A 20,364-nucleotide genomic window follows, 5' to 3' on the forward strand; every position below is an offset into this window, starting at 1 on the left:
AATCAAATTTAAAAGTTCTCAATGTTTATCTGCTCTTATTTAATAAGAACGGTATAAACACAACAAACACATTCAAGTGTCTTGTATTCGAATGATCAGAAATGATTGTTCATTTTTTGATTCTATTTTTTATTAAAAAGTGGAAACAAAAAGTAAATTGAGTCCGGCAAACAGTTATCAGGAATTAACCCTTCTTGATGACAACCAAAAACCTTGGTTAGTTGCCATACGATTATTTGTCTTCACTTTTTAAAGTGAAAGCAAATAGAAACCCTTTCGGGTTGTATGGTTAAGTGACTAAGCGTACACGGTGGATGCCTTGGCAGTCAGAGGCGATGAAAGACGTAATAACTTGCGATAAGCCCAGATTAGGTAGTAATAACCTTTTGAGTCTGGGATTTCTGAATGGGGAAACCCACGTGCACAAGCACGTATCCTGTTGTGAATACATAGCAACAGGAGGCAAACCGGGGGAACTGAAACATCTAAGTACCCCGAGGAAGAGAAATCAACCGAGATTCCGAAAGTAGCGGCGAGCGAAATTGGATTAGCCCTTAAGCTTTTAATGATGCAGGTGAAGCCTCTGGAAAGTGGCGCAGTAAAGGGTGATAGCCCCGTAACCGACACATCATCATCAGTGAAATCGAGTAAGGCGGGACACGTGATATCCTGTCTGAATATGGGGGGACCATCCTCCAAGGCTAAATACTACTGACTGACCGATAGTGAACCAGTACCGTGAGGGAAAGGCGAAAAGAACCCCTGTGAGGGGAGTGAAATAGAACCTGAAACCGTGTACGTACAAGCAGTAGGAGCACCTTCGTGGTGTGACTGCGTACCTTTTGTATAATGGGTCAGCGACTTAATTTTAGTAGCAAGGTTAACCGTTTAGGGGAGCCGTAGGGAAACCGAGTCTTAACTGGGCGTACAGTTGCTAGGATTAGACCCGAAACCAGGTGATCTAGCCATGGGCAGGTTGAAGGTTGAGTAACATCAACTGGAGGACCGAACCGACTAATGTTGAAAAATTAGCGGATGACTTGTGGCTAGGGGTGAAAGGCCAATCAAACCTGGAGATAGCTGGTTCTCCCCGAAAGCTATTTAGGTAGCGCCTCGGACGAATACTACTGGGGGTAGAGCACTGTTAAGGCTAGGGGGTCATCCCGACTTACCAACCCTTTGCAAACTCCGAATACCAGTAAGTACTATCCGGGAGACACACGGCGGGTGCTAACGTCCGTCGTGGAGAGGGAAACAACCCAGACCGCCAGCTAAGGTCCCAAAGTATAGCTAAGTGGGAAACGATGTGGGAAGGCTCAGACAGCCAGGATGTTGGCTTAGAAGCAGCCATCATTTAAAGAAAGCGTAATAGCTCACTGGTCGAGTCGGCCTGCGCGGAAGATGTAACGGGGCTAAGCTATACACCGAAGCTGCGGCTACGTACCTTAGGGTATGTGGGGTAGGGGAGCGTTCTGTAAGCCGTTGAAGGTGGTCTGTAAGGGCTGCTGGAGGTATCAGAAGTGCGAATGCTGACATGAGTAACGATAAAGGGAGTGAAAAACTCCCTCGCCGGAAGACCAAGGGTTCCTGTCCAACGTTAATCGGGGCAGGGTAAGTCGACTCCTAAGGCGAGGCCGAAAGGCGTAGTCGATGGGAAACGGGTTAATATTCCCGTACTTCTTACAATTGCGATGGGGGGACGGAGAAGGCTAGGTGGGCCTGGCGACGGTTGTCCAGGTTCAAGTATGTAGGCGGAAAGTTTAGGTAAATCCGGACTTTCTTAACGCTGAGATACGATGTCGAGCACCTACGGGTGTGAAGTCATTGATGCCATGCTTCCAGGAAAAGCCTCTAAGCTTCAGATTGTAAGGAATCGTACCCCAAACCGACACAGGTGGTCGGGTAGAGAATACCAAGGCGCTTGAGAGAACTCGGGTGAAGGAACTAGGCAAAATGGTACCGTAACTTCGGGAGAAGGTACGCTCTTATCAGTGAAGTCCCTTGCGGATGGAGCAGACGAGAGTCGCAGATACCAGGTGGCTGCAACTGTTTATTAAAAACACAGCACTGTGCAAAATCGTAAGATGACGTATACGGTGTGACGCCTGCCCGGTGCCGGAAGGTTAATTGATGGGGTTAGACTTCGGTCGAAGCTCTTGATCGAAGCCCCGGTAAACGGCGGCCGTAACTATAACGGTCCTAAGGTAGCGAAATTCCTTGTCGGGTAAGTTCCGACCTGCACGAATGGCGTAATGATGGCCACGCTGTCTCCACCCGAGACTCAGTGAAATTGAAATCGCTGTGAAGATGCAGTGTACCCGCGGCTAGACGGAAAGACCCCGTGAACCTTTACTACAGCTTGGCACTGAACATTGAACCTACATGTGTAGGATAGGTGGGAGACTATGAAATTGCGTCGCTAGATGTGATGGAGTCGTCCTTGAAATACCACCCTTGTAGTTTTGATGTTCTAACGTTGGTCCCTGAATCGGGATTACGGACAGTGCCTGGTGGGTAGTTTGACTGGGGCGGTCTCCTCCCAAAGAGTAACGGAGGAGCACGAAGGTGGGCTAAACACGGTTGGACATCGTGTGGTTAGTGCAATGGCATAAGCCCGCTTGACTGCGAGAATGACAATTCGAGCAGGTGCGAAAGCAGGTCATAGTGATCCGGTGGTTCTGAATGGAAGGGCCATCGCTCAACGGATAAAAGGTACTCCGGGGATAACAGGCTGATACCGCCCAAGAGTTCATATCGACGGCGGTGTTTGGCACCTCGATGTCGGCTCATCACATCCTGGGGCTGAAGTCGGTCCCAAGGGTATGGCTGTTCGCCATTTAAAGTGGTACGCGAGCTGGGTTTAGAACGTCGTGAGACAGTTCGGTCCCTATCTGCCGTGGGCGTTGGAAAATTGAAAGGGGCTGCTCCTAGTACGAGAGGACCGGAGTGGACGAACCTCTGGTGTTCGGGTTGTCATGCCAATGGCATTGCCCGGTAGCTACGTTCGGAATCGATAAGCGCTGAAAGCATCTAAGCGCGAAGCGAGCCTTGAGATGAGTTTTCCCTGGCACTATAAGTGTCCTAAAGGGTTGTCGTAGACTACGACGTTGATAGGCAGGGTGTGTAAGTGCTGCGAGGCATTGAGCTAACCTGTACTAATTGCCCGTGAGGCTTAACCATACAACACCCAAGGGGTTTTGTGGACTCAAAGAGACAGACCTTGAATGCGTTTGAAGAGACTTTTATTGCTCTATTGAATAGAGTAACAGCTTTCCGAATTATTAATTGTCGCAGAGGCGTCAATTAAACAGAATTTGCTTGGCGACCATAGCATTGTGGACCCACCTGACTCCATGCCGAACTCAGTAGTGAAACACAATAGCGCCGATGGTAGTGTGGGGCTTCCCCATGTGAGAGTAGGACATCGCCAGGCTCTTATTTATTTTCACTTTTTTGAAAGTGAAGACAAAAAGTTCGACTTTGTCTATGTAATAGACAAGTCACCATAGGGTTCTAAGTTTTCTTAGTATTTTATGTTGACTTTCAAAGTGGAAAGCGTATTATACGCGTCCTGCTTAAGTGCTAAGGCACTGAAAGCGTTCTCTTTTTAGAGAACACGCTCTTTAACAATTTAAACCTATCAATCTGTGTGGGCACTCGTTGATGAATATCAAAACGTTATTACTTAGGTAATAGCAGTTACTTCGGTAACACAATGATTTCAATGAACTGAGTGACCAATACGAATAACTACTTTCTTTATAGAGAGGGGTTATTTGGCACAGTCAATTCATTACCATTCTGTTGGAATGGTAATAGCTTTAGAATTACATGTTCATTTTCGAATGAATATTAGTTTTGAAGTCAGTATTCGTTGAGTCACAAAATCTTAAATTGAAGAGTTTGATCATGGCTCAGATTGAACGCTGGCGGCAGGCCTAACACATGCAAGTCGAGCGGAAACGACACTAACAATCCTTCGGGTGCGTTAATGGGCGTCGAGCGGCGGACGGGTGAGTAATGCCTAGGAAATTGCCTTGATGTGGGGGATAACCATTGGAAACGATGGCTAATACCGCATGATGCCTACGGGCCAAAGAGGGGGACCTTCGGGCCTCTCGCGTCAAGATATGCCTAGGTGGGATTAGCTAGTTGGTGAGGTAATGGCTCACCAAGGCGACGATCCCTAGCTGGTCTGAGAGGATGATCAGCCACACTGGAACTGAGACACGGTCCAGACTCCTACGGGAGGCAGCAGTGGGGAATATTGCACAATGGGCGCAAGCCTGATGCAGCCATGCCGCGTGTATGAAGAAGGCCTTCGGGTTGTAAAGTACTTTCAGTTGTGAGGAAGGGGGTGTTGTTAATAGCAACATCTCTTGACGTTAGCAACAGAAGAAGCACCGGCTAACTCCGTGCCAGCAGCCGCGGTAATACGGAGGGTGCGAGCGTTAATCGGAATTACTGGGCGTAAAGCGCATGCAGGTGGTTCATTAAGTCAGATGTGAAAGCCCGGGGCTCAACCTCGGAACTGCATTTGAAACTGGTGAACTAGAGTACTGTAGAGGGGGGTAGAATTTCAGGTGTAGCGGTGAAATGCGTAGAGATCTGAAGGAATACCAGTGGCGAAGGCGGCCCCCTGGACAGATACTGACACTCAGATGCGAAAGCGTGGGGAGCAAACAGGATTAGATACCCTGGTAGTCCACGCCGTAAACGATGTCTACTTGGAGGTTGTGGCCTTGAGCCGTGGCTTTCGGAGCTAACGCGTTAAGTAGACCGCCTGGGGAGTACGGTCGCAAGATTAAAACTCAAATGAATTGACGGGGGCCCGCACAAGCGGTGGAGCATGTGGTTTAATTCGATGCAACGCGAAGAACCTTACCTACTCTTGACATCCAGAGAATCCAGCGGAGACGCAGGAGTGCCTTCGGGAGCTCTGAGACAGGTGCTGCATGGCTGTCGTCAGCTCGTGTTGTGAAATGTTGGGTTAAGTCCCGCAACGAGCGCAACCCTTATCCTTGTTTGCCAGCGAGTCATGTCGGGAACTCCAGGGAGACTGCCGGTGATAAACCGGAGGAAGGTGGGGACGACGTCAAGTCATCATGGCCCTTACGAGTAGGGCTACACACGTGCTACAATGGCGCATACAGAGGGCAGCGAGCCAGCGATGGTAAGCGAATCCCAAAAAGTGCGTCGTAGTCCGGATTGGAGTCTGCAACTCGACTCCATGAAGTCGGAATCGCTAGTAATCGTGAATCAGAATGTCACGGTGAATACGTTCCCGGGCCTTGTACACACCGCCCGTCACACCATGGGAGTGGGCTGCAAAAGAAGTAGGTAGTCTAACCTTCGGGAGGACGCTTACCACTTTGTGGTTCATGACTGGGGTGAAGTCGTAACAAGGTAGCCCTAGGGGAACCTGGGGCTGGATCACCTCCTTATACGAAGATATTGACGATGAGTGTCCACACAGATTGATTAGGTTTAGAAAAGTTAAGAGACGATATTGGGTCTGTAGCTCAGCTGGTTAGAGCGCTCGCCTGATAAGCGGGAGGTCGGTGGTTCAAGTCCACTCAGACCCACCAATATCGACCTAGATGGGGCTATAGCTCAGCTGGGAGAGCGCCTGCCTTGCACGCAGGAGGTCTGCGGTTCGATCCCGCATAGCTCCACCATCTTTAAGTATTCTCTTAAGAGAGTCTTTAAAAATGGTTTAATTTATTGAATCAAGCTCTTTAACAATTTGGAAAGCTGACTGATTGATTACTTACGAGTAATTCAATCAAATTTAAAAGTTCTCAATGTTTATCTTTCATTAGATAAACACAACAAACACATTCAAGTGTCTTGTATTCGATTCAAACTTAGTTTGAATCACAATTGAGTCCGGCAAACAGTCATTGAGAATTAACCCTTCTTGATGACAACCAAAAACCTTGGTTAGTTGCCATACGCTTATTTGTCTTTACTTTTTAAAGTGAAAGCAAATAGAAACCCTTTCGGGTTGTATGGTTAAGTGACTAAGCGTACACGGTGGATGCCTTGGCAGTCAGAGGCGATGAAAGACGTAATAACTTGCGATAAGCCCAGATTAGGTAGTAATAACCTTTTGAGTCTGGGATTTCTGAATGGGGAAACCCACGTGCACAAGCACGTATCCTGTTGTGAATACATAGCAGCAGGAGGCAAACCGGGGGAACTGAAACATCTAAGTACCCCGAGGAAGAGAAATCAACCGAGATTCCGAAAGTAGCGGCGAGCGAAATTGGATTAGCCCTTAAGCTTTTAATGATGCAGGTGAAGCCTCTGGAAAGTGGCGCAGTAAAGGGTGATAGCCCCGTAACCGACACATCATCATCAGTGAAATCGAGTAAGGCGGGACACGTGATATCCTGTCTGAATATGGGGGGACCATCCTCCAAGGCTAAATACTACTGACTGACCGATAGTGAACCAGTACCGTGAGGGAAAGGCGAAAAGAACCCCTGTGAGGGGAGTGAAATAGAACCTGAAACCGTGTACGTACAAGCAGTAGGAGCACCTTCGTGGTGTGACTGCGTACCTTTTGTATAATGGGTCAGCGACTTAATTTTAGTAGCAAGGTTAACCGTTTAGGGGAGCCGTAGGGAAACCGAGTCTTAACTGGGCGTACAGTTGCTAGGATTAGACCCGAAACCAGGTGATCTAGCCATGGGCAGGTTGAAGGTTGAGTAACATCAACTGGAGGACCGAACCGACTAATGTTGAAAAATTAGCGGATGACTTGTGGCTAGGGGTGAAAGGCCAATCAAACCTGGAGATAGCTGGTTCTCCCCGAAAGCTATTTAGGTAGCGCCTCGGACGAATACTACTGGGGGTAGAGCACTGTTAAGGCTAGGGGGTCATCCCGACTTACCAACCCTTTGCAAACTCCGAATACCAGTAAGTACTATCCGGGAGACACACGGCGGGTGCTAACGTCCGTCGTGGAGAGGGAAACAACCCAGACCGCCAGCTAAGGTCCCAAAGTATAGCTAAGTGGGAAACGATGTGGGAAGGCTCAGACAGCCAGGATGTTGGCTTAGAAGCAGCCATCATTTAAAGAAAGCGTAATAGCTCACTGGTCGAGTCGGCCTGCGCGGAAGATGTAACGGGGCTAAGCTATACACCGAAGCTGCGGCTACGTACCTTAGGGTATGTGGGGTAGGGGAGCGTTCTGTAAGCCGTTGAAGGTGGTCTGTAAGGGCTGCTGGAGGTATCAGAAGTGCGAATGCTGACATGAGTAACGATAAAGGGAGTGAAAAACTCCCTCGCCGGAAGACCAAGGGTTCCTGTCCAACGTTAATCGGGGCAGGGTAAGTCGACTCCTAAGGCGAGGCCGAAAGGCGTAGTCGATGGGAAACGGGTTAATATTCCCGTACTTCTTACAATTGCGATGGGGGGACGGAGAAGGCTAGGTGGGCCTGGCGACGGTTGTCCAGGTTCAAGTATGTAGGCGGAAAGTTTAGGTAAATCCGGACTTTCTTAACGCTGAGATACGATGTCGAGCACCTACGGGTGTGAAGTCATTGATGCCATGCTTCCAGGAAAAGCCTCTAAGCTTCAGATTGTAAGGAATCGTACCCCAAACCGACACAGGTGGTCGGGTAGAGAATACCAAGGCGCTTGAGAGAACTCGGGTGAAGGAACTAGGCAAAATGGTACCGTAACTTCGGGAGAAGGTACGCTCTTATCAGTGAAGTCCCTTGCGGATGGAGCAGACGAGAGTCGCAGATACCAGGTGGCTGCAACTGTTTATTAAAAACACAGCACTGTGCAAAATCGTAAGATGACGTATACGGTGTGACGCCTGCCCGGTGCCGGAAGGTTAATTGATGGGGTTAGACTTCGGTCGAAGCTCTTGATCGAAGCCCCGGTAAACGGCGGCCGTAACTATAACGGTCCTAAGGTAGCGAAATTCCTTGTCGGGTAAGTTCCGACCTGCACGAATGGCGTAATGATGGCCACGCTGTCTCCACCCGAGACTCAGTGAAATTGAAATCGCTGTGAAGATGCAGTGTACCCGCGGCTAGACGGAAAGACCCCGTGAACCTTTACTACAGCTTGGCACTGAACATTGAACCTACATGTGTAGGATAGGTGGGAGACTATGAAATTGCGTCGCTAGATGTGATGGAGTCGTCCTTGAAATACCACCCTTGTAGTTTTGATGTTCTAACGTTGGTCCCTGAATCGGGATTACGGACAGTGCCTGGTGGGTAGTTTGACTGGGGCGGTCTCCTCCCAAAGAGTAACGGAGGAGCACGAAGGTGGGCTAAACACGGTTGGACATCGTGTGGTTAGTGCAATGGCATAAGCCCGCTTGACTGCGAGAATGACAATTCGAGCAGGTGCGAAAGCAGGTCATAGTGATCCGGTGGTTCTGAATGGAAGGGCCATCGCTCAACGGATAAAAGGTACTCCGGGGATAACAGGCTGATACCGCCCAAGAGTTCATATCGACGGCGGTGTTTGGCACCTCGATGTCGGCTCATCACATCCTGGGGCTGAAGTCGGTCCCAAGGGTATGGCTGTTCGCCATTTAAAGTGGTACGCGAGCTGGGTTTAGAACGTCGTGAGACAGTTCGGTCCCTATCTGCCGTGGGCGTTGGAAAATTGAAAGGGGCTGCTCCTAGTACGAGAGGACCGGAGTGGACGAACCTCTGGTGTTCGGGTTGTCATGCCAATGGCATTGCCCGGTAGCTACGTTCGGAATCGATAAGCGCTGAAAGCATCTAAGCGCGAAGCGAGCCTTGAGATGAGTTTTCCCTGGCACTATAAGTGTCCTAAAGGGTTGTCGTAGACTACGACGTTGATAGGCAGGGTGTGTAAGTGCTGCGAGGCATTGAGCTAACCTGTACTAATTGCCCGTGAGGCTTAACCATACAACACCCAAGGGGTTTTGTGGACTCAAAGAGACAGACCTTGAATGCGTTTGAAGAGACTTTTATTGCTCTATTGAATAGAGTAACAGCTTTCCGAATTATTAATTGTCGCAGAGGCGTCAATTAAACAGAATTTGCTTGGCGACCATAGCATTGTGGACCCACCTGACTCCATGCCGAACTCAGTAGTGAAACACAATAGCGCCGATGGTAGTGTGGGGCTTCCCCATGTGAGAGTAGGACATCGCCAGGCTCCAAATTTTAAGAATCGTTTAAAAAGCTTCTTAAATTGCTGATATAGCTCAGCCCGGTAGAGCGCACCCTTGGTAAGGGTGAGGTCCCCAGTTCGAGTCTGGGTATCAGCACCACTATTTAGTTGATTTGATTAGTCAAATTGACAACAGGATTTGTTTGACGACCATAGCATTGTGGACCCACCTGATTCCATGCCGAACTCAGTAGTGAAACACAATAGCGCCGATGGTAGTGTGGGGCTTCCCCATGTGAGAGTAGGACATCGTCAGACTTGAATTGCTTTATGCTGAATAGACACTGCGGAGTGGTAGTTCAGTTGGTTAGAATACCGGCCTGTCACGCCGGGGGTCGCGGGTTCGAGTCCCGTCCACTCCGCCACTTATTAAAAAGCCTCGCTAGAAATAGCGAGGCTTTTTTTTATCTAAATAATGAAGTATCGCTTTTTGGTCAAGCGGCTGCCAGAAGGCTATAATAGCAATCTAGGTAATTAATACCAATTCCATTAAATTAATGATCTAATATAGACTCTGAAAGGAGCCTATATGAACTCAGATTTATCAAAGCTTATCGGCACAACCTCCAACGCGAGGTTGAGGCTAAGATTACTCGCAGTCTCTCACTTTATCGATGGTAAAAATCGAACTGAAATCGCGTCATTCCTTAAAGTCAGTCGTCTCAGTGTGAATAAATGGATCAAGGCCTATCTTGATTTTGGTGTTGAAGGGTTAGTAGAAAAACCTCATACAGGAAGACCTTCCAGACTCACTATTGAGCAAAAAAAACATCTTAAAGAATACGTCACTTCAAATGCAATAAAACCTGAGGGTGGGCGCTTACAAGGGAGTGATATCACACAATTCATCCTTGATGAATTTGATATATCTTACCAACCATCCGGTGTATACCGCTTACTGCATGAACTTAATTTGAGTTGGATAACAACACGTTCAAAGCACCCAAAACAATCAGAAGAAGCTCAAGAATCTTTTAAAAAAATTCCCAATAGAAACGATCCTTAAGATCCCTGGGCATATCCACTTAAAAGAAGTGCTTGTTTGGTTTCAAGATGAAGCTAGATTTGGTCAACGCAATACCACAACCAAGATTTGGGCAGAAAAAGGAACTCGACCTAGAGCCGTTCAACAGCAACAATTTGAGTATGCTTATTTGTTTGGAGCCGTTTGTATCAATACAGGCGAAGCTGAAGCTATTGTTTCACCGTTAAGCAACATGGAAGCAATGACGAAGCATCTTGAATTAATCTCAACGGCGACCCCTAGAGGTAAACATTCCGTGGTTATTATGGATCAAGCGAGCTGGCATCAAACACATTTAGCCAATCATTTTAAGAACATCACGATAATCCATATCCCGCCATATTCACCTGAATTAAACCCGATAGAACAAGTTTGGCAATGGCTTCGACAATACAAGTTAGCGAATAGGTGTTTTGAAAACTATAACGATATAGTGAACTCAGTATGCAATGCTTGGAACAGTTTTTGTGAAGATAAACGAAGAGTCCAATCCCTCTGCTTTAGAGATTGGACTCGATTGGTAAGTTAATTAATGGAATTGGTATAACTTGTCAATTCAGCTTCTTGTACACACCTTCGTTACTCTTTGTGTACTACTGATCAAGTTACCCCAACCACTACAAGCCTTATCAACAGTTCCATCATAATTTTCAAAGGCTTGATTATCTAAATGATGCCGCCTCCTTTAACTTCAAACTTGCTCTATGGAATTCAGATCAGGTGAATATGGCAGGAGTTTGGTGATACTAACAACAGAAACTGTATAGCCAATGTCTTAAATCATTCATCCTGCACTATCCATTATCACACCAGCATGCCTTCCTTTTTGTTGCATTTGGTATTTGCTGGAGATATTGCCCCAGGGACAGCGACCACTTCTCCTATTCACGGCTAGGGAACATTGAGTAAGAGATAGGTATATTCGAATTGTTTCTGTTTGATAGCTCGTGTGCACGTTCCTATTTTTGACCACAGTCTATGCTAAAAGCTTACTTTATCTTGAAACCAAACGTTCAACATGAGTGTATAATTGCTTATTAGTTCAAGTTATGGTTTGGTCAATTCGTCTAGTATAAAGCGACACAAAGTTATTTTTTGCTAACTGGTAAACCAGAAACTTCCCACGATCATGAATTTATAGCTTGATGATGATTTTGGTAACTAGGGATATTCTACAGCCTTGAAGGTAGTTCTATGAAATTAAGCTTTAACTTCGAAGATGCGAGCCAAATTTTTGTTGGGTCTTTTGCTTTGGCTGTACCTATTTCTTTTTCTGAAGAGGCGTGGAAGTTAGGGGAGACCTTACCGGCTGCTAATTTATTGTTGTTGTTTCTATTGTCCGCTGTGTTTCTAGGTTTTTATACTTATGAGAGCGTCTTCCAAAAGGATGTTGTCGCTCGCATCCCTGTGTTTGTTTTCAGAATAGTTATTGCTTATGTGATGACAGCATTGGTTGTTGCTTTGGTTCTAACTTGTTTGGATAAGCTGCCTCTATTAAGTGATCCAATAGTATCGATCAAAAGGGTGATCGTTATTTCCATGCCTGCGTCTATGGGAGCGATCGTAGTAGATAGTTTTGATAAAGAGTAAGTTGTATGTCACTTCAATTTAAATAACCGCTAGAGTCTCTCTAGAGCTTATTTGATCACTATTAGGCCTTTTACTTCTATATTTATCATTAGATCTGTTTAATAGAGACATTTATAGATAACACAGGCTGAAAGTCCGTTATGGTTGGCCTTTTGTGTGCATGTGTCGTTACATGATCTTAAAGGAAGTTAAAGAGCGAAACTTGGTTGTTTGAGAAGAGCATTGGAACTGCTGAACTATGAACTGAATTAGGTATAAGAAAGGTAAGGTGTGTCTGTAGCGAAAGTTAGGATTTTCAGATGCAAAAAAGCCGCATCAGTGATGCGGCTTTTTTTAATTGGCTCCCCTTGCAAGACTTGAACTTGCGACATACGGATTAACAGTCCGCCGTTCTACCAACTGAACTAAAGGGGAATTGATTGTTTAGTCTCTAATCAAGAGAATGGTGCCGACTACCGGAATCGAACTGGTGACCTACTGATTACAAGTCAGTTGCTCTACCTACTGAGCTAAGTCGGCATCATGAATCAAAAAGCTTATGCTTAATGATTAACTTGGCTCCCCTTGCAAGACTTGAACTTGCGACATACGGATTAACAGTCCGCCGTTCTACCAACTGAACTAAAGGGGAATTATTCTTAAAGCTTTAAAGAAATGGTGCCGACTACCGGAGTCGAACTGGTGACCTACTGATTACAAGTCAGTTGCTCTACCTACTGAGCTAAGTCGGCACATAATATTTCTTTGTGCTTTGCTGTTGTTGTCTAAGACACCAACAAATAAATTATGGTGCCCGGAGGCGGAATCGAACCACCGACACGCGGATTTTCAATCCGCTGCTCTACCGACTGAGCTATCCGGGCAACGAGGTATATTAAACGTGTTTTCGCGTTCTGGGTCAACACTAAATTGCAAAAAAAGTATTGTTTGATGTTTTTCTATACTTAGTGGGTTGTTTTTGTCCATTTAGGAAGAAAAACCTAGATCTAGCATGCCCTAAAAGATCATGAAACTACGGTTAACTACACTGAATGGATGCCTAAATAAAAAAAGCACGTATGGAAACGTGCGTTTTTATTTAAGAGCTTTTCCGAGAGTTTAGTACCTTACTTCAAATCTATTAACCCAAGCTTCTAATTCGTTGGAAAGAGAGGCGAGAGTTTGGGTGCTGTTATGACTTTCTGTCACGACATTACTCAGTTGGTTACCGCTCTCTTCGATCATATTGATACGCTTCGATATATCATCGCTCACCTGAGTCTGCTCAGCGGCCGCTGTTGCGATTTGATGACTCATTGATGAAATAGACGCTAGTGCGACAACAATCTGTTGTAGTGCTTCAGAGGCGTTTTGAGACTCAGTTACGGTGCTTTCACTAGTCGCGGCACAAACTTCCATGGTTTGAATTGCGTTGCGAGATCCTTCTTGAAGGTTATTAATCATTAATTGGATTTCTTTGGTGCTCGATTGTGTTCGGCCTGCAAGGTTACGAACCTCATCTGCTACAACCGCAAATCCACGACCTTGTTCGCCAGCTCGAGCTGCTTCAATGGCTGCATTGAGTGCCAATAGGTTAGTTTGCTCCGCTATATCACCAATAACATCCAATACTTTTGCAATGTTGTTTACATCGTTATCTAGGTTAGCGACAGCTTCGCTGGCTGTGCCTAGTTGGCCCGCTAGGCCTTGAATGTTATCTACTGTGTTGTGAATGAGTTGTTGGGTATGCTGACTCTGTTTGTCGGCCTCATCTGTGTTACGCGCGGTATCGCTAGCTGAATCAGCCACGTTATTGGCTGAAGAGGCCATCTCGGTCATTGCTGTCGCGATCATCTCTGTTGATTGCTGTTGGGTCTCTGTCAGTTGAGCAATTGACCCAGCGCGATCTTCGACGCGCTGCAGTTCGCCCCTTAAGGCCAGCATTGAAGCGTTAAGGTTTGATACTAGCTCTGCCAGTGACTTACTCATTTGTTGTACGGCCTGGTAAATACTGCCGTCAGCTGCCTGAGTTTCGAAAGAGGTTTGAATTCGCCCCTGAGCTACGGCTTGTACTGCTTCTCGTACATCTTTAGGTTCGCCGCCAAGAAGCGCTAGCATGCGTTTAATAGATACAATTAGGCTCGATAGAATAAGACCAGCAATCACCACACAAAGGAATAGCTGCCATTGAGCAGTAGACCAAAAACGAGCGTTAACTTCATTGAATCCGATACCGGTGCCGACAACCCAGCCCCAATGTGGCGTTTTCTCTGCAATAGACAGTTTTTCTTCAATCGTTCCATCTGGCAGTTTTTGTGTCCAGGTGTACTCAATGATCTGGCCAGTACGATTACCAAGTACTCTTTGGATTAGCTGACCAACACTATTGCCGTCGCCATCTTTAAAGTCGTTAAAGCTGGTTCCGTGTAGTTGAGGATCTAATGGTGTCGCGACAAACGTCATGTTCTCATCGGCTACGTAAACATATTCATTATCTTTATAGATGTTGTTGCGAAGAAGGCGAGTAGCCAGTTTCTTAGCTTGCTCTTCTTCTAGAGTACCATCAATCGCCATCTTCTCGACTTCAGTAAGGATGCTGTATGCACTCTTAAATAGCTCTGTCACACGAGCCTTGTTGTCCATGTTGCTAGCGACTCTCAATGTCCATAAACCAGTAGCCGTCAGTGCTAGCAGGGCGATCAATATGATGCCCGATAATAAGTAAGCTTGCGTTTTTAGTTTCATATTTCCCCGCGTAGCGATTCAATAATTAGTATTAGGTATAATTCATCGAATCTTAATCTAAGTGGTGTAAGGCAGATATTAGAAAGACATCAAAACATGATAGCGATTAAATTTTCGAAGAAAAAAAAGTAACAGAACTCGGTTCTGTTTTTTTTTTGATGTGAAGATTAGCGTGTTATGAACTTTGGGATGAGTGGTTCTGTTGGAGTGGGGGACTCTTTATAGAACTTAGAATCTGCTGCTGTAGTAAGAGTACTAGAAGGAGATAACTCAATTTATCGAGACTGATTAAGGGTAGAGCTGATGAGTATATTGAATAGAGTTTGCTTTTGTTCAAACGAAAAAAAGCCAAGTCTTTCGACTTGGCTTTTTTGAATGTGGCTCCCCTTGCAAGACTTGAACTTGCGACATACGGATTAACAGTCCGCCGTTCTACCAACTGAACTAAAGGGGAATTATTTGTGTCAACATCAGGTCTATAAAGATCATTATTTGTTAAGCACCAAATAATGGTGCCTCGAGGCGGAATCGAACCACCGACACGCGGATTTTCAATCCGCTGCTCTACCGACTGAGCTATCGAGGCAAAAGAATGGTGCCGACTACCGGAGTCGAACTGGTGACCTACTGATTACAAGTCAGTTGCTCTACCTACTGAGCTAAGTCGGCACACTAAATTCTTTGCTTAAAGAGTCAAACTCTTCAATTAAAACCTCATATAAAATGAAGTCCTTTAAAAATGGCTCCCCTTGCAAGACTTGAACTTGCGACATACGGATTAACAGTCCGCCGTTCTACCAACTGAACTAAAGGGGAATTACTTGTCTCAACATCAGGTCTATAAAGACCATTATTTGTTAAGTACCAAATAATGGTGCCTCGAGGCGGAATCGAACCACCGACACGCGGATTTTCAATCCGCTGCTCTACCGACTGAGCTATCGAGGCAAAAGAATGGTGCCGACTACCGGAGTCGAACTGGTGACCTACTGATTACAAGTCAGTTGCTCTACCTACTGAGCTAAGTCGGCACACTAAATTCTTTATGCTTTTGTCCGTGCTGTTACTCCCTGTTAAAGAGTGTTGGCACCAACAAATCAAATTGTGGTGCCCGGAGGCGGAATCGAACCACCGACACGAGGATTTTCAATCCTCTGCTCTACCGACTGAGCTATCCGGGCAACGGAGCGCTATTAAACGGATTTTCTGCATAACCGTCAACACCTTTTTTGAAAATAATTAAAAAAAACGTTCGTTAGTTGTTTTTTTATTCAAAAGTGAGGCTTACGTTTTACCTTGATTAAAATCTATCTTGAATTTTGTTACTTTTTCTAAATATCGGCGCGACTCTTTGTTTGGATGTTTCTTAGTGAGTGCCCAGTACGCTTGGCTAGGTTGTAGCGAGTTTAAGTCTCGCATTGCTCGCTTTCTGTCCTTACTAAAGGTGTTGAGTACACCACCAGTACCGCCGTTGTATGCAGAAATCATACTGTACTCAAGCGTTGTTGGGTGCTGCACGTCTTTTAAATAACGATTTTTAAGGATATAAAAGTACGCGGTGCCAGCATCAATATTGTTTTCTGGATTGAATAAATACTCAGGAGTGGGCTCTCCAGGTTTGTTCTTTACTAGTTTAAACACGTCTCGACCTGCAGTTTTTGGTACTACCTGCATAAGACCATAAGCATTCGCCCAGCTCACAGCATATGGGTTAAAACTACTTTCTGTTTTGATGATCGCGTAAATCAAGTCTTCAGGAATGTCATAACGTTGAGACGCTCGTCTAACTATATCGGCGTACTGATAGCGACGTTTACTAGCGTGATCGGCCACCATTGGGATTTCAACGTAGTAAGCTTTTTTAAAATCGACTTCCTTGGTTTTTAGGTTATTGGCGATCAGGTAGTCAGCAAATTGGTTAGCGCGCCATGTCCATTGAATAGGCTTTTTCTCTTGATCTACGACCTGATTGTAGAGGAAAGGTTTCCCTTCTAACTTGATGCTTTTGGAAGAAAATAGGTCGACATTGGCTGGGTCGTCCGGCGTCAGAAGTGTCGTGATTATCGCGTTTTTGAGGTGTTTCTTAGGCTCGGTAGAGGAGACTGTTTCTACTGTGATTAGGCCTTGGCTAAAGTTTACTTCTGAACGGCTTAAGTAATTATCAATGTATTTCACATAGTTACTCTTACCTGCCATCTTTATTTCACTGCTGCCCCAACGTTTTTGGATGTTGCCTGAAAAACTATGAATCAAAGCATCCAGTGCATCAGTGTCTTTTTCAAATTGGCCGGGTAGCTCCGCTAAATTACTTACAAATCGGTTGGTTGGTTCGTAGTTAACATCATAAATGCTTTCGACAAATTCACGACTGCACCCAGTTAATAACATGGCTGTTAAGAAGTAACTTAGCTTTTTCATAGTTCCTCATACAAAAATGACATCGCAGCGTTAACCATGATGTCATTAAAATTTGCTTAAATAAATGTCTTATTCGCTTGGTGGAGTGTAGCCATCAATAACGACATCTTTACCTTCGAAAAGGAAGTTAACCATCTCAGTTTCAAGAAGTTTACGATGCTCAGGGTCCATCATGTTTAGCTTCTTCTCATTGATAAGCATGGTTTGCTTGCTTTGCCATTGTCCCCAAGCTTCTTTAGAAATGTTGTCAAAGATACGCTTACCTAAGTCACCTGGGTAAAGTTGAAAATCTAGGCCTTCAGCATCTTTTTGAAGGCGAGCACAAAATACAGTGCGGCTCATAGTGGTTCCTCTTATCGCGTTCGTTGATTCAAACGTCGTCGTTCAGTTCAAAGGGTAGGCTCTCAATAAGCTGCTTTACAGGAGCGGCTAGGCCAATTTCTTCCGGTTTTGATAAGTTATACCAGAGACCTTTAGTCCCTTCCATTATCAAATCTGGTTGTTTATCTAATTTCACTAATACTGGCGTGATATCTAAGTGGTAGTGGCTGAAAGTGTGCCTAAACGCAATCATGGTCTTGATCGAATCGGTTTGAGTGTCTTTGATCGAGCGAAGATCTAGTTGATGTTCGATCTCTGCGTGTTCATTTTGAGGGAAACAAAACAATCCGCCCCAGATACCTGACTGAGGGCGCTGTTCGAGCCACACTTGGTTGTCGTGATACAGAATCACAAACCATGTTTCTTTTACAGGCTTTTCTTTCTTAGGTTTTTTACCTGGGAAGTCGAGCTGTCTATCAAGCTTCTTGGCTTCACACATGCTTTCAATTGGGCAAAGGGTACATTTAGGCTTGCTACGGGTACAAACCATCGCCCCCATGTCCATCATCGCCTGATTGTATTTATCGACATCTTTTTTCGGAGTATGAGCTTCTGCATGTTCCCAAAGTTGGTTTTCAACCTTCTTTTGCCCTGGCCAACCTTCTACTGCAAAACTTCTAGCTAAGGTGCGCTTGACGTTACCATCAAGGATAGCATGAGGGAGTTTATGAACCGAAGACAGCACTGCAGCGGCAGTAGATCGTCCAATACCCGGTAGTGCGTTCATTTCTTCAATAGAAAGCGGAAACTCACCACTATATTGCTCGGTAACAATCTTGGCAGCCTTGTGCAAATTACGAGCTCTTGCGTAGTAACCAAGCCCCGTCCATAAGTGGAGCACCTCATCTTGTTCGGCGTTCGCTAGGTCAATAACCGTTGGAAAGCGTTCCAAAAAGCGTTGGTAGTATGGAATCACTGTTGTTACCTGAGTTTGCTGAAGCATGATTTCAGATAACCAAACTGTGTAGGCGGTTTTATTCTGTTGCCAAGGCAGTTCTTTACGCCCGTAGGCGTCATACCACTTTAATATGGCGGTTGCGAAAGGAGTCACGACATGCTCTATGCTTTGCTATTATTAGAAGCGAAATTGCACCACACTTAACGTTGGATGTAAAACAGACAAATTGTGTGGGAATTTATCCACGGAAAGACTTGCACCGAAGGCAATTCTTTGGATAATCCCCGCTTTGATTAATCAATGTGCAGGCAAAAATCAATGAGTGAAGTGACCACTAACGAATATACTGAAGACGGCAAACTGGTTCGTAAGATCCGTAGTTTTGTTCGCCGCGAAGGCCGCTTAACCAAAGGCCAAGAAAGTGCGATGAATGAATGTTGGCCAACAATGGGTATCGACTACACCCCAGAGCTTCTTAACTGGAAAGAAGTATTTGGCAACGATAACCCAGTTGTACTAGAGATTGGTTTCGGTATGGGTGCATCACTGGTTGAAATGGCAAAGAACGCACCAGAGAAAAACTTCTTAGGTATTGAAGTTCACAGCCCTGGTGTTGGTGCTTGTTTGGGGACTGCGCGTGATGCGGGTGTAACTAACCTACGCGTAATGTGTCACGATGCCGTAGAAGTATTTGAACACATGATCCCAGATAGCAGCCTGCATACATTGCAACTGTTTTTCCCTGACCCATGGCATAAAGCTCGTCACCATAAACGTCGTATTGTTAAGGCTGAGTTCGCAGAGATGGTTCGCGGCAAGCTTCAACTTGAGACTGGTATTTTTCACATGGCAACAGACTGGGAGAACTACGCAGAACACATGATTGAGGTGATGAACGTAGCTCCTGGTTTCGAAAATATCGCTGAAGATGGTGATTATATTGCTCGCCCTGATGAGCGTCCGCTAACGAAGTTTGAAGCGCGTGGCCACCGTTTAGGTCATGGCGTTTGGGATATTAAGTACAAACGTACTAAGTAATTCTGAAACAAATAAGTGAAGGTAAACCTGCTTTAGGTTAAACCTTACACTTTATGGGATTGATTAAAGCCAACATTATTGTAATGTTGGCTTTTTTGTCCTTAGGCTTTTATTGCGATAGAGGTTTAAGGACAAAAAAGTAAAGTCATCCCCTACAAAAATAACAATATAGAAGTAAGCACACATGAAACCAACTCAAGCTATTTTGGCCGAGATTTTAGACGAGGTTCGTCCTTTAATTGGGCAGGGAAAGGTCGCTGATTACATCCCCGCACTGGCTCGCGTATCGAACCAGAAGTTGGCGATCGCGGTATACACCAATGAAGGGGAGGTGATTCAATCTGGTGATGCAGAAGAAGCTTTTTCTGTGCAATCCATCTCTAAAGCGTTGAGCTTGACGTTAGCGATGGTGCTTTATAAGCCCGAAGAAATTTGGCAGCGAGTGGGCAAGGAGCCTTCTGGACAAGCGTTTAACTCGATGATTCAACTTGAGATGGAGCAAGGCATTCCCCGTAACCCGTTTATCAATGCGGGTGCTATTGTAGTAGCAGACTTATTACACAGTCGTCTATCCGCACCAAGACACCGTTTATTAGAATTTGTGCGTCAGCTATCGGGTGATACTCATATTGTGTATGACAAGATAGTAGCGGCTTCAGAAATGATGCACAGCGATCGTAATGCGGCTATCGCTTACTTGATGCGTTCATTTGGTAACTTTGAGAACGATGTTATTCCTGTGCTTAATAATTACTTTCATGCTTGTGCGCTTAAAATGACCTGTGTTGATTTGGCGAAAACCTTTAGCTATTTAGCCAATAAAGGGGTGTCGGTTCAAACTAAGAAAAAGATCATCACGCCGGTTCAAACTAAGCAGTTGAATGCTTTGCTTGCGACATGTGGTTTATACGATGGGGCGGGGGAGTTTGCGTATCGTGTTGGTATGCCAGGAAAATCGGGTGTGGGTGGCGGCATTATTGCCATCGTTCCGGGTGAGATGACAATTGCTGTTTGGTCTCCTGAGCTGGATCCGTCTGGTAACTCTCTTGCTGGCACTAAGGCGCTAGAGCTGCTGTCGGAGCGTATTGGTCGTTCTATTTTCTAACGATAAGTGTTT

At 45.5% G+C, this 20,364-nt stretch carries 8 protein-coding genes, 16 tRNA genes and 6 rRNA genes; 14 read left to right on the forward strand and 16 right to left on the reverse strand.

Going from position 1 to position 20,364, the window contains the following annotated elements:
• Positions 1 to 287: 287 nt before the first annotated feature.
• The 12 genes from OCV24_RS02055 to OCV24_RS02110 all read left to right on the forward strand — a co-directional run bounded on the left by OCV24_RS02055 (position 288) and on the right by OCV24_RS02110 (position 11,788).
• A 23S ribosomal RNA gene (locus tag OCV24_RS02055) occupies positions 288 to 3,180 on the forward strand.
• Between the two features lie 137 nt (positions 3,181 to 3,317).
• Positions 3,318 to 3,433: ribosomal RNA gene (gene rrf, locus OCV24_RS02060) — 5S ribosomal RNA — on the forward strand.
• Positions 3,434 to 3,891: 458 nt separating this feature from the next.
• Positions 3,892 to 5,444, forward strand: a 16S ribosomal RNA gene (locus OCV24_RS02065).
• A 67-nt stretch (positions 5,445 to 5,511) separates the two neighbouring features.
• A tRNA-Ile gene (locus OCV24_RS02070) sits at positions 5,512 to 5,588 on the forward strand.
• A 14-nt stretch (positions 5,589 to 5,602) separates the two neighbouring features.
• Positions 5,603 to 5,678: transfer RNA gene (locus OCV24_RS02075), tRNA-Ala, on the forward strand.
• Positions 5,679 to 6,013: 335 nt separating this feature from the next.
• Positions 6,014 to 8,906: ribosomal RNA gene (locus OCV24_RS02080) — 23S ribosomal RNA — on the forward strand.
• A 137-nt stretch (positions 8,907 to 9,043) separates the two neighbouring features.
• A 5S ribosomal RNA gene (gene rrf, locus OCV24_RS02085) occupies positions 9,044 to 9,159 on the forward strand.
• A gap of 38 nt (positions 9,160 to 9,197) precedes the next feature.
• Positions 9,198 to 9,274: transfer RNA gene (locus tag OCV24_RS02090), tRNA-Thr, on the forward strand.
• A 42-nt stretch (positions 9,275 to 9,316) separates the two neighbouring features.
• Positions 9,317 to 9,432 (forward strand): 5S ribosomal RNA (rrf, locus tag OCV24_RS02095).
• Together the 16S, 23S and 5S rRNA genes with 4 tRNA genes alongside form the textbook arrangement of a ribosomal RNA operon.
• A gap of 30 nt (positions 9,433 to 9,462) precedes the next feature.
• Positions 9,463 to 9,539: transfer RNA gene (locus OCV24_RS02100), tRNA-Asp, on the forward strand.
• A 164-nt stretch (positions 9,540 to 9,703) separates the two neighbouring features.
• Positions 9,704 to 10,727, forward strand: a protein-coding gene (locus tag OCV24_RS02105) for an IS630 family transposase (RefSeq protein ID WP_102505982.1) whose coding sequence is annotated in 2 segments (ribosomal slippage) — positions 9,704 to 10,150 and positions 10,152 to 10,727 — 1,023 coding nt in all. Because the reading frame shifts where the segments join, the coding sequence is not laid out codon by codon here.
• A gap of 665 nt (positions 10,728 to 11,392) precedes the next feature.
• Entirely contained in the window at positions 11,393 to 11,788 is a 396-nt protein-coding gene (locus OCV24_RS02110) for a DUF2391 family protein (protein ID WP_017056509.1), read from the forward strand.
• A gap of 338 nt (positions 11,789 to 12,126) precedes the next feature.
• Here OCV24_RS02110 and OCV24_RS02115 read toward each other — a convergent pair.
• The 16 genes from OCV24_RS02115 to mutY form a co-directional block, all read right to left on the reverse strand.
• Positions 12,127 to 12,202, reverse strand: a tRNA-Asn gene (locus tag OCV24_RS02115).
• Positions 12,203 to 12,231: 29 nt separating this feature from the next.
• Positions 12,232 to 12,307 (reverse strand) — tRNA-Thr (locus OCV24_RS02120).
• Positions 12,308 to 12,343: 36 nt separating this feature from the next.
• Positions 12,344 to 12,419: transfer RNA gene (locus OCV24_RS02125), tRNA-Asn, on the reverse strand.
• 24 nt (positions 12,420 to 12,443) lie between these two features.
• Positions 12,444 to 12,519 (reverse strand) — tRNA-Thr (locus tag OCV24_RS02130).
• 56 nt (positions 12,520 to 12,575) lie between these two features.
• A tRNA-Phe gene (locus OCV24_RS02135) sits at positions 12,576 to 12,651 on the reverse strand.
• 235 nt (positions 12,652 to 12,886) lie between these two features.
• A complete protein-coding gene (locus OCV24_RS02140; protein ID WP_137034329.1) occupies positions 12,887 to 14,512 on the reverse strand; it encodes a methyl-accepting chemotaxis protein in 1,626 nt (541 codons plus the stop codon).
• A 378-nt stretch (positions 14,513 to 14,890) separates the two neighbouring features.
• Positions 14,891 to 14,966: transfer RNA gene (locus tag OCV24_RS02145), tRNA-Asn, on the reverse strand.
• 56 nt (positions 14,967 to 15,022) lie between these two features.
• Positions 15,023 to 15,098: transfer RNA gene (locus OCV24_RS02150), tRNA-Phe, on the reverse strand.
• A gap of 7 nt (positions 15,099 to 15,105) precedes the next feature.
• Positions 15,106 to 15,181, reverse strand: a tRNA-Thr gene (locus OCV24_RS02155).
• Between the two features lie 71 nt (positions 15,182 to 15,252).
• Positions 15,253 to 15,328 (reverse strand) — tRNA-Asn (locus tag OCV24_RS02160).
• Positions 15,329 to 15,384: 56 nt separating this feature from the next.
• A tRNA-Phe gene (locus OCV24_RS02165) sits at positions 15,385 to 15,460 on the reverse strand.
• Between the two features lie 7 nt (positions 15,461 to 15,467).
• A tRNA-Thr gene (locus OCV24_RS02170) sits at positions 15,468 to 15,543 on the reverse strand.
• 74 nt (positions 15,544 to 15,617) lie between these two features.
• Positions 15,618 to 15,693, reverse strand: a tRNA-Phe gene (locus OCV24_RS02175).
• 103 nt (positions 15,694 to 15,796) lie between these two features.
• On the reverse strand, positions 15,797 to 16,930 hold the full coding sequence (gene mltC / locus OCV24_RS02180; RefSeq protein WP_017056511.1) for a membrane-bound lytic murein transglycosylase MltC: 1,134 nt from the start codon (positions 16,928 to 16,930) through the stop codon (positions 15,797 to 15,799).
• 69 nt (positions 16,931 to 16,999) lie between these two features.
• Complete coding sequence (locus tag OCV24_RS02185; RefSeq protein ID WP_004735465.1) at positions 17,000 to 17,272, reverse strand: oxidative damage protection protein; 273 nt, start codon at positions 17,270 to 17,272, stop codon at positions 17,000 to 17,002.
• Between the two features lie 28 nt (positions 17,273 to 17,300).
• Positions 17,301 to 18,362, reverse strand: a complete 1,062-nt coding sequence (gene mutY, locus OCV24_RS02190) for an A/G-specific adenine glycosylase (RefSeq protein WP_017056512.1) — start codon at positions 18,360 to 18,362, stop codon at positions 17,301 to 17,303.
• 165 nt (positions 18,363 to 18,527) lie between these two features.
• On the opposite strand from mutY, the gene trmB reads away from it, so the two are divergent.
• Together trmB and glsB are read left to right on the forward strand one after the other, a co-directional pair.
• Positions 18,528 to 19,247 (forward strand): tRNA (guanosine(46)-N7)-methyltransferase TrmB, encoded by a 720-nt coding sequence (gene trmB, locus OCV24_RS02195; RefSeq protein WP_017056513.1) that lies wholly within the window; start codon positions 18,528 to 18,530, stop codon positions 19,245 to 19,247.
• Between the two features lie 184 nt (positions 19,248 to 19,431).
• Positions 19,432 to 20,352 (forward strand): glutaminase B, encoded by a 921-nt coding sequence (glsB, locus tag OCV24_RS02200; RefSeq protein WP_077680896.1) that lies wholly within the window; start codon positions 19,432 to 19,434, stop codon positions 20,350 to 20,352.
• Positions 20,353 to 20,364: the final 12 nt, after the last annotated feature.

Source organism: Vibrio kanaloae (assembly GCF_024347535.1).
GTDB lineage: Bacteria > Pseudomonadota > Gammaproteobacteria > Enterobacterales > Vibrionaceae > Vibrio > Vibrio kanaloae.